The sequence below is a fragment of the Streptomyces sp. NPDC048521 genome, from assembly GCF_043199855.1.
Taxonomy (GTDB): Bacteria; Actinomycetota; Actinomycetes; order Streptomycetales; family Streptomycetaceae; genus Streptomyces.
On sequence record NZ_JBICWR010000015.1, the window covers coordinates 1 to 13354 of the forward strand.

Below are 13354 nucleotides of genomic sequence, written 5' to 3' on the forward strand. Positions count from 1 at the left end.
AGTTCGGCGCCGGTGGTGGGCTCGTTCTGGTGGGCGGCGAGGATGTTCGCGACGTCGGTGAGGACGGAGTAGGCGGCCGGGTGGGTGTCGGCGAGGCCCCCGGCCAGGTGCGGCGGCATGTCGATGACCGAGCCGGTGATGCTCGAGGCCTGGGTGATGATCCGCTGGTAGGCGGTGTCACCGAGGTCTGCCCGCAGCTGGTCGTGGATGGCCTCTGTCTCTGGCGGTGACTGCAGTCGCGTGTCCCCGGACGGCGAGTGGGTTTCGCCGGCCGGTGTGTCGGAGTCGGTCGACCGGCCCTTGCCCTTGTCCGCACGACTCGGCGAAGCCCCGCCGGTGGTGCTGGGACGGTGGGCGTCCGCGGTGGACAAGGACGACGCGGTGTTCTCCGCGCCATTCGGCAGGGTGCGCGTCGGTTCGACAGTCACCTGCACCTGGTCCCCGGTCAGGACTCGGTGGGCTTCCTCCGCCGCGGCCTGTGGGCCGGTAGCCAGCGTGGACATGAGGTGGGTGTGGAAGTCGTTCAGGCTCCGGGTGGCGCCCCGCCAGTCGCCGGAGGCCACGGCGTCGTCCACGTCCCGCACGAAGTCGTGCCGTACGGGTTCGGGAATGTTCGCGCGTTGTGCCAGTCCGTCGAGGTGCTGCGCGGCCTCGTGGACCGCGGCCGAGACCTCGTGCGGCGACGGCACGTCGCCGTCGGGACTCTGGGCGCCGGCATCGTGCACGGCCGGGGGTATCTGCCAGTCGCGGACCGCCCGCTCCACGTCCTGGTGGACACGGCTCGTCTGCGTCCCCGAGACCTCCGGTTCCTGGCTCCCAGGCCTGTTGTTGCCGCCCGACGAAACGGTGGATATGCGGTCGGGTGACGTCGAGCCCGGCTGCGGGGCGCGGTTCTCCGGACGCGACGCATCAGACGACGGCCGCTGGGTGGTCGGCTCCGTGCCGGGGCGGGGCCCAGGTTCCCCGCCGGCCGTGCTCGTGGTGCTGATCCGGGGCGGGGTGGACGGCGGCGTCTGGCCCGCCGACGGCAGTGCGCCGCCGGGGCGTGCCGGGGCCCCGCCGGTCGTGGGTGGTGTGGCCGCCGCGGCGGCGTTCTGTGTTCCCGCGCCGGCCACGGGAACACCGGAGCCGGTTGCCGGGGTGGAACCGGCGTTCGAACTCGTCGGCAGGGGCGTGCCCGTCGCCGTCGGCCGAGCGGCGGGGGAGGAGACGGGAGAGCCGGGCGACGTCTGGGGTGCTGTGGCCTCGGGGCCGCCGCGTGACGGCGCACCGAGCGTCGGCGTGTTGACCGTAGGGGCGTTGACGGTCGGGATGTTGACGGTGGGGGCGTTCAGCGTCGGTACGTTGAGCGACGGCGTGTTGACGGTCGGTGCCGTGAACGGGGTGCCGGTGGACGTGTCGTAGGCGGGCGGCGCTGTGAAGCCTCCCGCGTTCGGACCACCGGCGAGGGTGACCTCGTTCGGGCCCGGCGACTGCGTGTACTGGGGCGGGGTGGTGAAGGCGGGGTCGTCGGCGGTGTGGGTGTTGGCCTGTCCCGGCAGCAGGAGTTGGGGGAGTTTGACGTTCAGGTGGAGGGCGCCCTTGATCCCGCTGTGCACGGCGCCCAGGATGGGATGCTTGGCGCGGCCGAGGATCTCGCCGCCCAGGGCGCCGATGGTGGTTTCCTTGCTGGTGGTGAACTGGCCCTGCTCGATGTAGTTGACGATGCCCTCGGCCAGGTTCTGATACCCCGCGCCGAAACCGAGCTCGACGAGCAGGTGCGCCGGCTTCTGCTTCCACAGCGACGGCATCGCCTTGCCGACGCCGGTGGACAGGGCCGAACGCAGCGGCTCGTACTTCGCCCCCAGCTTCTCCATCGGCTCCAGCGACGCCTTGAGGGCCTTGGAGAGAGTGCCGCTGTTGGCGTGAGCCAGGAAGGCACTCGCCCAGTCGGTGCCCATCTCACGCGCGAGGTCCGAACCCAGCCGAGAGCCGAACGCACGCTCGAACTGGTCGCCGACCGCCGTGCGGAACGCCTGCTGGGTGTCCTTGCCGACCACGCTGTGCGCGAGATCGACTCGCATCGGCACGGACAGCTTCGCCAGCTCGGGCCCGAACCAGCCGGAGAGGTCGGCGAGATCCTTGTCCAGCGGAGCGTCGGCGAGCCCACTGCCTGTCTTGACCCCCGGCGCCGGCGCACCGTCCGGAACGGACGAGGCGGACTTGCCCGGGGCCGAAGGAGCGGGATGCTTCAGGGAGTTCTCGATCGACTCCTGCATCGACTTGATCGCGGCGGGCCCGAATCCCTTGGAGATCAGCTTGTTGATCGAACCCGTGATCGCCGGGACCACGGACCCGATCGCGCCCTGGATCGCGCCCGACAGCACCGCGCTGTGGTGGTACTGCGACGCGTAGTTGGTGTGCTCGCCCTTCAACGCCAGGATCCACTGGGCCAGCCCGTCCAGCGCCGTGGACAGCGTCAGGTTGGTGACCATGTTGATCGCGGCATGCGTCAGGAAGCGTCGCAGCGTACTGCCGAACAGGAACTCGAAGATATCCAGCAGGATGCCCTGCTCGATCGCCGCCCCGATCGGGTTCCACTCCCACATCATCAGGGTGATCGCCCACTCAAGCAGGAACGCCAGCACCTGAAGGACGATCATCATGTTGGTGTAGTCGAGCTGATAGGCGAACTCCCGCGCGCCGTCGGCCAGCTGGGCGGCCGTGTCCCGCAGCCCCGAGATGTAGTCCGCCCCGTCCCCCGACATGAACGTCTTCATCGCGTCCACGTACGCCTGAGGCCAGTCGCCACTCGCGCCCTGCGCGGTCCCCCCGGTGATCTCCGCCACCAGACTCTGGAAACCGTCCAGATACTGGACCAGCTCCAGATGAGGTTGCTCCACCTCATCACGCATACGCTGCGACGAGCCCAGCGGCACGGACATACCAGCCACGAAGACCACGATCGGGTTGTACCAGGGCTCCTCAGTCACAACATCCCCATGTGTGCACACTCGCCGATCGGCGCTCGCCTGCGCCGGTCGCGGACCCGACACACGCGACACCTCGCGCAGGACGGGGACCTACCTACCACCTGTTATACGCGTGGACGTGTGTGTCAGGTTCGTCCGCCCTACCGGGACTCCGCTCACGGTCTGGCGATGATACGCAAAAACGCGTTCATATACGGACAACTCTTGGTGCGCTGCCGCCTGATGAGTCGCAACTCACACGTGCTGTACCCTGCGGTACTCGAATCCGTTATGCAGGTGTGGGAGTAGGCAAGGTGTGCCGAAAACCTGGTGCATCGGATCCGGCCTGGGCTCCCTCGGAAGGAAGCACATGAAGTCTCCAGATCCGCCGCGGCCCGCCCGCGCGGCTCCAGCAAGTACACCTGTCGCTGCCGGCGCGGCACCCAGTCCAAGCCTCGCCGGCCAAGAACGAGTTCCTCCGCTGCCCACGGAGTCCGGGGCCGCGTCGCGGACGTCTGCCACGCGGTCGGACGGGCGGACGGGACCAGCGGTCCAGCCCGTCAACGGGCCTCGGGCGGCCGAAGACAAGGGCAAAGAGGAGAAAGGCGGACGCGAGGAGGGCGCAGAGGAGAAGCACGAGCAGAAGCCGGGCGCGAAGGAGAAGCTCGAGCAGAAGCCGGGCGAGGAGGGGAAGGAGAGGAAGGAGAGCGGTCCGCAGCCCAAGGCCGAGGTTCCCCACACGGCGCTGTCGGCGGAGCGCGGCACCCCTCCCTCTCCTTTGTCGCTGCTCTCGCCGCGAGGCTCCCGGCGACGGGCCGAGGCCGTCGAGGCCGCCGAGACCGACGAGGCCAAGATGCCCGGCACGCCGGCCGTCACCACGGTCCTGGAGGCCGAGGAGGCATCCCCGGGAACCGGCCGTGACCCCGACATACTGACGGGCGTGACCTCGGCCCACGACGCGGCGGCCGGCACCGGTTCCGCCGGAGCCGAGGCAGCGGTGGGGCGTCGCGGCGCCCGTGCCTTTCTGCGCGGCAGCCACCGCACCGTGCTCACCGTGGCGGCGGTCACGGGTGTCGTCCTCGTGGCCGGCGTTCTCGTGGGCCTGCGGGGCGGCGGCGCCGCCCACGACACCGCCACGCCGGATGCCGCCGCCTCGGTGCTCGACCCGGAATCGGGCTCTGGTTCCCGAGGGGGGCTGCCCGGCGCGCTGCCACTTCCGTCCGGTCACACGTCCGGCCCCACTCCCGACGGCACCTCGGCCGGACACGTCGGCAAGGGCGACTCGGCAGGCGGCAAGGACACGGGATCCGGCTCGGGCAAGGCGGACTCGCACGGCGCCCCCTCGGGCTCGCACGGCGCCTCCTCAGGCTCGCACGACGACGGCAAGGGCGACAGCACCTCGTCCTCGTCGGCCGGTGACCAGCCCGCCGCCCAGCAAACTCAGGCTGCACACAGCACGACCCACTCGACGGCTCCGGCCGCCCCCGCAGGTTCGAGCGCACCGAGCGTTTCGGGTGTGGAGGTGTACAGCCACGACTCCAACCGCTGCATCACCGTGGTCGGCGGTCAGGGCAAGGACGGCTCGCCGCTGGAGATCCGGGACTGCACCGGCTCGGCGGCGCAGAAGTGGACCATCCGTTCCGACGGAACGATCCGCGCCTTCGGGCTGTGCATGGACTTGGCGGGCGCGTCGACCGCCAACGGCACGGTCATCCAGCTCGCCTACTGCAACGGAGGTCCCGCTCAGCGGTTCGACCTCAACTTCAGGCACGACCTGGTCAACGTCCCGGCGGACAAGTGCGTGGACGTGACCGACGCGCAGACGGCCAACGGCACCCGCCTGCAACTGTGGAACTGCAACGGTCACGACAACCAGAAGTGGTCCAAGAGGTAGCGGAGCGGAACAGAACGGGAAGGACCTCACCTCGCGCCCTTGTCATCGGCGCGTGGTGAGGTCCTTCTCGTGTGTGACGCCCTTCCGGACCGGTTCCCAAGTCGACTCAGATGTGCGGGCGGAAGTGCGACGAGTCCTTGATGGCCTCGGTGTTGTCGCTCTGGGTCTTCTCGAAGTTCCGGCCGGCGTTGTACGTCATGTCGCCGGCGTTCTGCATGGCCTGGGCCAGCATGCGTATGCCCTCACGGAGCGGGGTGTGGTACTGAACGTAGTTCGGGACGTACTGGTTCCCGTAGGAGTCATTGCCCCACGGGGGATCGGCCGGGTCGAACGCGGTGGCGTCCGCGAACTGTTCCGCCGCCTTGTTCGTGTTCTCCGCGACCTGGCCGGTGGCGTCGCCGCCGACCTGGATGCGTCGCGGGTCGGCGGCGAAGACGGCTTCGTCAGCCACGCTTGTCACCCCCGGTGGCCGGCGGGGCGAGCACTTCTTCCAGCGTTCCGCCGTCGAGGAGCCTGTCCAGGTTGAGGCGGTCGAGGACGCCGCCGCCCGCGGCGCTCGGAGCGGTGCCGCCCACGGATTCCATGATGGCCGTGGCCCGCGAGGTCACCTGGGCCCGGGAGGCCGCCATGGCCTCCAGCACACTGGCCGCGAGCGCCTGCCCGGTCATCTCCTTGAACTTGTTGTTGGGGAAGCGCAGCCCCGACGGCGTCCCGTCGGTGCCGATAGTGATCTCGACGGCGCCGTCCCGGGACCGTGCCGTGACGGAGATCGACTTGATCTGCTGCCTGGCCTCGATGAGGGCTTCGCGCTTCTTCATGAACTGGGCGAGTGCTTGCTGCTGCTGTTCTTCCAGCGATGAACTCATGAGTGCTCCTGTGCCGGTGCGGCCGATTGCGGGGAAACGGTATGACGATCCGGATGCCGGGGTCAGTGGCCGATCGACGCGGGGAGGCCGCCTTCCTCCGTGCCCCACACGTCCTTGCCGTTGCCCGACCAGGTGGAGGACTTGGTCGCCTGCCGGGGGCCGCCGGGACCGTAGGCGGACTCGGTGGAGGGCCGGCGAGGGCCGAGGAGTTCGTCGGAGTCGGTCTCCTCCTCCTCCCATTCCTCGGGATCCTCGGCGGGGGCACCCTGCTGGGCGAACGCGGGCCCGCCGTGCGCGTAGACGGCGCCGTCCATGTCGTTGCCGTCGTAGAGCTGGCGTTCCCGGTCGCCGCCGCCCTGCTGGTTCCCCTGCTGGCCGCCCATGCGGTTCATGCCGGCCATCATCATCATGGGCGAGAGCAGGCCCATGGCGTTCTGGCTGTCCGAGACTCCGCCGGCCCCCGCACCCACGCCCGTACCCGCACCCGCGCCGATGCTCCCCGCCTCTGCCGCGAGCGCCTTGTTGGCCTCCGTCGCCGCCGCGCTCAGCGGGCTCGGGACCGTCTGGTACCGCCCGTCCGAGGTGGTCACCAGCCCGCTGCCGTCCGTGTGCTTGAACTCGGTGACGCCGTTGGGGTGCCTGGTGACGGCGGTGCCGTCCGGCGTGTGCATGGTGACCCCGCCGCCGCTGTAGGTGGGGATGTCGACGGACGGTATGTGCAGCTTGCCGCCGCCGGGGCGCAGACTCGTGCCGTACCCCGTGGCCTCGGTGGTGGTGATCTTCCCGTTCGGGTGCAGCGTGGTGGTACTGCCGTCCGGGTTGTGGGTGATGATGTCGCCCTTGCCGTCGACGGAGATGGTGCTGCCGTCGCCCGTGGTGATGCTCTTTCCGGGCTCGAGGTGACTGGTGGTGGTGTGCCCCTGCGCGTCCACGCTGGTCACGTCCCCGTTGGGGTGCACGGTGACCTTGGAGCCGTCCAGGTTGTCGGTGGTGAGGCTGCCGTCGGGGTTGATGTGGGAGACGGTGCCGTCGGGCGAGGTCAGCTGTGTCTCGCCGCCAGGTTTGACGATCTCCGACGCACCGTTGTCGAACGTGGTCGTCTTGGTGCCGTCGGGTGCAGTCTGGGTCAGACTGCCGTCTGCGTTGCGGGTGATGCTGGTGCCGTCCGGGTTGCTGAGCGACTCACCGACGCCGAGGTGGCTGGTGGTGGAGTGCCCCTGCGGGTCCACGGTGGTCACGTCGCCGTCGGGTGAGACCGTGCGGCTGGTTCCGTCGGGGAACACCGAGGTGATGCTGCCGTCGGCGTTGCGGGTGACCTTGTTGCCGTTCGGGTAGGTGGTCGTCACGCCGGTGGGGGTACGGGTGGTGGTGCTGCCGTCGATGTTGCTGATGGGCAGTCCGGAGCCGAAGTTCGTGAGGCCGCCGCCGTTCGCCGGCATGGTGACGTCCGGTATGTCGGCGCCGAAGCCGCCGTTGCCGCTGAAGTCCGGTGCCTTGGTCGTGAACTGATCGCCCAGCCCGTTGCCCAGCCCGTGCGAGGCGGCACCGTTGCCGGTGAGGTTCGCCAGGGTGTTGCCGAGGCCGTTGCCCATGTTGCTGAGGCCGTTGCCCAGGCCCTGGAAGCTGTCGCTGAGGCCGTTGCCCAGGCCCTGGAAGCTGTCGTTGAGACCGTTGTCCAGGTTCTTGAAGCCGTCGTTCAGACCGTCACCGAGGTGGTTCAGGCCGCCACCCAGGTTGTTGATACCGTCGCCGAGCTTCTTGAGGTTGTCGTCCAGACTGTTCTTGCTCGACTCGGTGCTCTCCTCCTGGACATCCGAGGTCAGTGTGGAACTCGTGTCGCTGAAGGAGTACGCCGGGTTCCACGACGAGTCAAGCACACGTGACCAGTCCTTCTGGAGGGTCTCCAGCACCTGCCGGGCAGGTGCGTCCAGATTGGTCTCGACGTTGGTGGTCCAGCGGTTCTGGGCTTCCTGGGCTATCGCGTGCCAGGTGGACGTGGAGGTCAGTCCGCCGAACGCGGTGTCCTCCGAAAAGCTCGACTTGAACGCCGCGCCGACGATCTGGCCGGTCGTTGTGTTGACTCTCTCCAGGATCTGGGAGGAATTGTGATCGAAGATCCAGGCCCTGAGCTCCATGAATACCTGGTTGAGCACATCCTGCGGATCGGCGGGGATATGCTGCTCCGTCTTCGAACCGTCAGGCAGCGTGGTGGTGATGGGCTTTGCCTGCTGCCAGTAGAAATCGGAGTAGATCTTGTGCAGGTCCGTGTACGCCTTGTACAGGGACTGTTCGGCCCCGATCAGGTCGTCCCCGTGCAGCGTCTTGCTGACGAATCCCGTGGAAGGGGAGCGGTGCTGCGGACTGAACCCCGGCGGCTGGAGTTGCGAGGTGTAGTTCTCGTACTTCTTGTGGAGGTCGTCGATCAGGAGCCAGAACGCGCCTGCCGCGTTTCCCTTCCAGGCCGCCCGCTCACTGCCGAGTTGGTGCTTCCAGTCCGCGAGGACCGCGGCCTGCTGCCTGAAGAAATCCCCTGCCGCGTCGAACGACCAGGCCAGCGCGGCGAACGACTTGAGCTGCACACCGTCCGCCGGCGAGGGCGCACCGTCTGCCCCGGCGCCGAGATCGCCCTTCACCGAGGAGTAGTTCGTCAGCAGGTTGGTGAGAGCAGCGTCCGATCGCCCCCAGTACCCGTGGAACGAGGGATCGTCCAGGTAGGTGATATCGACCCGGCACTTGCGTCCCGCCTTGCCGCCGCCACTCGTGAAGAACTCGAAGTGCCAGCCTTTGTTGGGCTCCTTCGGCACAACCCAGGCGAAAAAGTCGTCGTCGCTGTCGAACGTCTTCCCCCCTGCCTTGAACGAGTAATTGATCCAGGGGATACCACTGTCACCGGCGACTTTTGTGACGTCGGCGCGTGCGACCGGCGGCCAGCCGGTCAACAGGTGCAGGATGTCTTCCCAGCTCTGTGCGGCCATCGTCCTACTGCTCCGGGAAAGTCATGGGCTGTCAGAGCCCCAGGGAGTTCTGGCCGTTACCGGTACCCGATCCGGAGCCGGAGCCGGTGCCGCCGCCAAGTGCTGTCTGATAGTCGGTTATCGCGTGCATGAACTTCTGCGACTTGACCTGTGTGAGGTTGTGATCCTGAGCCTGCTTCATGTCCTTGATCACACTCTCCAGATTGGCCTGGAGCTTCGTGAAGGCGGCTTTGTGACGGCTGAACACGGTGTCGATCGCGGTGGCGGCCTTCTGGGCGTTCCCGCAGATGCTCTTTCCGCCGGTCTGGTCGTCACCGGCCATGGGGCCGATGGCCAGGATCTGAGGCTTCTTGCTGACGTCGTAGAGCGAGGTCGGGTGCGCGTCGGGCGACCGAATGTCGTCCAATTTGCGGAGGAAGCCGCTGACGTCGGTGTCGATGAAGCTCTGCAGAGCCGCAAAATCGAGTTGATCCAGGTGATGGTTATCGTTACCAGGCATGGGCGTCTTCCTCCCGCTTCGACGTGTCGTGGTGAAAGGGGGTTACATCTTGATGTCCATGAACCCCTCGGCGTTCGTCTGGACCACCTTCTTGTAGTTGTCCGAGACGTCGTTCAGCGTCGTGAAGAACCTCTGCAGAATGACTGACAGGTTGTTCACCTCGGAGTGCCAGGTGGGCAGGACCTTCTGGTAGTAGACGTTCTTGTCTTCACCCTGCCAGGCGTCGATCACCTGCTGGATGTTCTGCTCCAGCTCGCTCATGGTCTGCGCGATCGCCCGGGTCTGCTCCTCCATGGCCTGAGCCGACTGGCCCACCTGGAGGTGATCGATGTCGATCATGATGTCTCCTTGGAAGTCTGGTTGTTCTGCGAGGCGGCGCCCCGTGAAGGGGCGGTGCGGCTGGGTCAGCCGGCCGGGTGCAGCGCCCCGAAGGTGGCGTCCGCGGTGGTGCCCATGCTGGTGGCTGTGCTCATGACGCCCTGGCCGTAACCGGTCAGGCCACCGCCACTGTTCACCACCGCCTGGAGGTTGGCCTGCTGCACGTGCTCGTCGCGCTGCATGCTCTCACCGAGCGTGTTCTCCATCGCGATGCAGGTGTTCTTGATGCGGTCGACCTCGCCCAGCCAGGTGTCGATCACCTGGCCCATCGTGTTGCCGTCCTCGCCCTGGTAGTGGGTGGCGAGCGCCTGGCGGTGCTGCCTGACGACGTCCTGGGTGTTCGTCAGACCCTGCCGGGCCTGCTCCAGGAAGCCGATGGACTTGATGTACGCCTCTTTTGATGACTTCTGCTGGCCAGTGTCTGCCATGGTGTCTCTCCTGGTGTCGTGAGGGCTCCGGCAGCCGGAGCCGGGGTGTGCTGGGCGACGGGGTTGCGTGATGCCGTAACCCTCGCCATCACTTAAGGACGAGATACGCGCCTGCGTGGTTCACACTAACCCGTGGGCGACGAGCCTGTCTTCGGTGTGTGTTTGTTGCTGGATCCGCACACAGGTGTGCCGGTGACAGCCGCCCGGCCGCTTGCCGCCGCCTCGGGCGACAGATCAGGGCCAGTGGGCAGCATGTTCAGCAGGGAGGCGGGCAGGCCCTCCGCCGCCGACAGGTCGTACCCCAGGTCCTTGGCCGCGCCGGCTGTTGGTACACGGTACTTCACGCCGTTGTCCGTCACGAGGTACGTGGTGGTGCCCGTGCCGTTCCCGGAGCTGCTCAGCGCGCGCACCAGGCTTCCGCTCCCCGGTGCCACCGCGATGCCGTCGACCGGCAGACAGGCGGGTGCCAGCGCCTTCAGCGGCGGCAGAGCCTCCTCGATGACCGTCTTCGCCGACACCAGCGACAGAGTCACCTTGATGCTCTTGGTGCCCTGCGGGTCCAGGCCGACACACACCCCGGTGGAGCCGGGCACGCTCAGGAGCGTGGGCGGCGCCGACGGAAGCTGTGCCCCGGACTGCCGTACGGCGGAGCCGGTTGCCGAACCGGTGGGAGCCAGAGCACCGCTGAGCGCCTGCGCCGACAGGACCAACTCCTTGGGCGCCCCGCCCTGATAGGCCTTCTGCTTCGTGTCGGGGTCGCTGAGGGCGAGCGCGGCCTGGGTCGGGGTGATCGGGGTGAGACCGTCTTCACCGAGTACGTAGTAGCGCTTCGCGGACCCGGGCGTCTCGACGGTGAACACCTGGCCGACACGGGTGGTCTGCCCGTCCAGCTTCGGGCCGCTGTCGCCGAGCCCTGTCACCGGCGGAGCCGCGAGGTCAGGGCCGGCGGGCACGGCGTCGAGGAACGCGGCGGACACGGTGGTCGGGCTGACGCCTCCGTAACCCAGCGCCGCCAGCGCCGTCTTGCCGCCGGCCACCTTGAACCGGTTGTCCTGCCACAGCAGGTACGTGTCGCCGTCCGGCCCCTTGACCAGGACGGCCTGGTCCGTCCGTACGCCCGAGCCGTCCTGCTCGGTGTCGACGGCGAGCACGGTCAGCGGCTTGTGTGACCCCGAGTCGGTCGCCGTGGTGGTCGCGCAGACCTGCCAGGGGTGGGCGTTGAGGTTGTCCTGGGTGGGCAGCGAGTCGGGAGCGCCGGGTATGCCGACCTCGGTGCCGTGCCGGGCCGAGCTGAGGGAATTGGCGGACACCGACACGGTCGACATGTCGGCACCCAGCAGCAGCCGCGCGGAAGGGTAGTTCAGCACTGTGTGCAGCCGGCCGTCATAGACGTACCGGGTGCCGGTCTCCTTCTCGACGATGAGTGCCTTGCCGCTCTGCCAGGTCGTGTTGCCGCCCGGCTTGACCAGGCCGAACACCAGAAACCCGGCGGATACGACGCCGGCGATGATGAGTCCGTAGGTCATTCCGCGGTTGGTCCGCCGGGTGGGCGGCTCCACCACGTCGGGGTCCGCGCGCAGGAGACCCGAGGTCAGCCGGGACACCAGGAACTGGTGCGCCACGACCTGGTCGCGTCGGGACTGCATGATGACACCTCCTCAGTTTCAGCCGAACATGCTGCGCAGGCGCTGGTAGATGTCGAGGACCCACAGGGCCAGGGGGAGCAGGGCGAGGGCGGCACCCGACTGGAGCAGATCGCCGGCCCTTCCCCAGTAGGGCAGCAGCCGCCGTCCGGGCACCGTCCAGGAGACGACCGCGGTGAGCGCCGCGCCCAGAAGCAGCGTGGCGGTGCCGAGGAGTTCCCCTCTCTCGCCGTGCTGAACGGCGAGCTCGAGGATCAGCAGCACCGTGCCGATGCCCGCCGGCAGGCTCAGGGCGATCCGCTGCCAGGACGTCCCCAGGCTGCGGCCGTGCAGGGCGAGCAGCATGGCGAGGACGAGCACGGTGACCGTCTCGGGCCAGCCGGGGTGGCGGGCCATGGCCGCGAGGGCGGCGAGGCAGACCACGCCCACCGCGCCGTACAGACCGGTCATCCAGTGGTCGACCGCGCGGCCGCCGTCGGCGACGTCGTTCTCGGTGCGGGGCTCGATGCCCTCCTGGAGCTGGCCGGGGTTGGTGGGCAGCGGGGGCAGGCGCAGACCGGAGAGCGAGAAGGACATAATCGGGATGAAGGCGCCCAGGAGCACGGCCGCACAGGCGACCGCGGCGGCGGCCTGGTGGGCCGAGACGTCCAGCGCCACCATGAGTGCGCCGCCGAGCACCGCCGCCAGCGACAGCACCCCGCAGGACGCGAAGACCACGGGGTAGCCGGAGACCATCGCGGTGGCCAGGACCAGCCCGACGGTGCCCGCCGCACCCGCGGCGAGCAGATGGGCGCCCACGGTCCGGGCCGAGCCGTCCCCGGCCTGTCCGCCGCCCACCAGCAGCAGGCCGGACGCCGCCAGGAAGGCCGCGCCGAACAGGCCCAGCAGGACGCCGCCTTGCGGGTCGTCCAGCACCCGGGCGGCGGAACCCGCCCCGGACAGCGCGAGCAGGGCCGCGCCCGCCGCGAGGATCACCCGGTCGCCCAGGTCGCCGTCGGACACGACGAGCAGTGCCAGGCAGCCCAGCAGGGCCGAGGCCGTGACCAGACGCAGCACCCATCGGCTGACCTGCGGGCTCCACGCGTGCGGCAACCCCTGAACCACTGCCGACACGGCCTCGAGCAGGCTGTCGTAGCGCACCGGGGGAAGCGCCTCGGTGTGGGGGCGCAACACCAGTGTCTCGCCCTCGCGCAGGTCGAGGGACTCGGGTGTGCCCTCGATGTCCAGAGGGTGCCCGCCGAGACGCTGCAGGACCCAACCGCCGTGTTCCAGGCCGTGTTCGGCCAGGTCCTCGCCCGCGTGCTCCACGATCACGGGCATCAGGTCGGCGATCGGGACGTCAGCCGGGACGGCGAGGTCCAGCACCTTGTCAGGGGCGCGCACCGTGAGACGGCACAGGCCGTTCAGCGAGCCATCGCTCATGGGGGCAACAGCCTTCCGGAGGAAGTTGTACGGCCGTCCCACGTCGTGGTCCGAGGACCACGACGTGGGACGGCGAGACGGTCGAGGACGTTTGTCCGCACGGGCGCGGACACCGATCTGCCGGGTGGCGCGTGGTGTTCGTGGCTTCCGCTGCCTTCGCCAGAAGCACCTGGCAGCAGATACTCTCATGTCCACAAGCGTCTCTTCACCGGAGCCCCGAGGTCACACGTATCTTCCTGTCACCCTCGGGGCGGGGCCCTGTCGAACCTCCCTGTGCACATTGAAGGAGAGCCAGTTG

9 protein-coding genes and 1 pseudogene are annotated in these 13354 nt (G+C 68.6%); 1 reads left to right on the plus strand and 9 read right to left on the minus strand.

The genetic code is table 11. The features are described 5' to 3' along the window. Positions 1-2972 (minus strand): annotated as a pseudogene (locus ACGFRF_RS29720) (hypothetical protein); the annotation flags it as partial. A 757-nt stretch (positions 2973-3729) separates the two neighbouring features. Between ACGFRF_RS29720 and ACGFRF_RS29725 the strand changes: the two are divergent. Beyond that, on the plus strand, positions 3730-4845 hold the full coding sequence (locus ACGFRF_RS29725) for a ricin-type beta-trefoil lectin domain protein (RefSeq protein ID WP_393745139.1): 1116 nt from the start codon (positions 3730-3732) through the stop codon (positions 4843-4845). Positions 4846-4951: 106 nt separating this feature from the next. Here ACGFRF_RS29725 and ACGFRF_RS29730 read toward each other — a convergent pair whose 3' ends face one another. From ACGFRF_RS29730 to eccD, 8 genes are all read right to left on the minus strand, one after another. Further along, positions 4952-5296: a hypothetical protein gene (locus tag ACGFRF_RS29730; RefSeq protein ID WP_393745141.1), complete on the minus strand. Its 345-nt coding sequence runs from the start codon at positions 5294-5296 to the stop codon at positions 4952-4954. Next, positions 5289-5711: a YbaB/EbfC family nucleoid-associated protein gene (locus ACGFRF_RS29735; RefSeq protein WP_393745143.1), complete on the minus strand. Its 423-nt coding sequence runs from the start codon at positions 5709-5711 to the stop codon at positions 5289-5291. The genes ACGFRF_RS29730 and ACGFRF_RS29735 overlap by 8 nt, the downstream gene beginning before the upstream one ends. Positions 5712-5773: 62 nt before the next feature. Further along, positions 5774-8686 carry an AAWKG family protein gene (locus tag ACGFRF_RS29740; protein ID WP_393745145.1) on the minus strand — a complete coding sequence of 971 codons (2913 nt, stop codon included), beginning with the start codon at positions 8684-8686 and terminating at the stop codon, positions 5774-5776. A gap of 31 nt (positions 8687-8717) precedes the next feature. Beyond that, entirely contained in the window at positions 8718-9185 is a 468-nt protein-coding gene (locus ACGFRF_RS29745) for a type VII secretion system-associated protein (RefSeq protein WP_393745147.1), read from the minus strand. Positions 9186-9227: 42 nt separating this feature from the next. Continuing rightward, positions 9228-9524 carry a WXG100 family type VII secretion target gene (locus ACGFRF_RS29750; RefSeq protein ID WP_393745149.1) on the minus strand — a complete coding sequence of 99 codons (297 nt, stop codon included), beginning with the start codon at positions 9522-9524 and terminating at the stop codon, positions 9228-9230. A gap of 65 nt (positions 9525-9589) precedes the next feature. Further along, the gene (locus tag ACGFRF_RS29755; protein WP_393745151.1) at positions 9590-9991 is read right to left on the minus strand and encodes a hypothetical protein; all 402 of its coding nucleotides are present in this window, start codon (positions 9989-9991) and stop codon (positions 9590-9592) included. 125 nt (positions 9992-10116) lie between these two features. Continuing rightward, positions 10117-11637 (minus strand): type VII secretion protein EccB, encoded by a 1521-nt coding sequence (gene eccB, locus ACGFRF_RS29760; protein ID WP_393745153.1) that lies wholly within the window; start codon positions 11635-11637, stop codon positions 10117-10119. 18 nt (positions 11638-11655) lie between these two features. Then, positions 11656-13056 carry a type VII secretion integral membrane protein EccD gene (eccD, locus tag ACGFRF_RS29765; protein ID WP_393745155.1) on the minus strand — a complete coding sequence of 467 codons (1401 nt, stop codon included), beginning with the start codon at positions 13054-13056 and terminating at the stop codon, positions 11656-11658. Positions 13057-13354 lie beyond the last annotated feature (298 nt).

Coding starts and splice junctions, on each gene's coding strand:
- ACGFRF_RS29735 (WP_393745143.1), bottom strand. CDS start 5,711: ATGAGTTCATCGCTGGAAGAACAGCAGCAGCAAGCACTCGCCCAGTTC.
- ACGFRF_RS29755 (WP_393745151.1), bottom strand. CDS start 9,991: ATGGCAGACACTGGCCAGCAGAAGTCATCAAAAGAGGCGTACATCAAG.
- ACGFRF_RS29750 (WP_393745149.1), bottom strand. CDS start 9,524: ATGATCGACATCGATCACCTCCAGGTGGGCCAGTCGGCTCAGGCCATG.
- ACGFRF_RS29745 (WP_393745147.1), bottom strand. CDS start 9,185: ATGCCTGGTAACGATAACCATCACCTGGATCAACTCGATTTTGCGGCT.
- ACGFRF_RS29740 (WP_393745145.1), bottom strand. CDS start 8,686: ATGGCCGCACAGAGCTGGGAAGACATCCTGCACCTGTTGACCGGCTGG.
- eccB (WP_393745153.1), bottom strand. CDS start 11,637: ATGCAGTCCCGACGCGACCAGGTCGTGGCGCACCAGTTCCTGGTGTCC.
- eccD (WP_393745155.1), bottom strand. CDS start 13,056: ATGAGCGATGGCTCGCTGAACGGCCTGTGCCGTCTCACGGTGCGCGCC.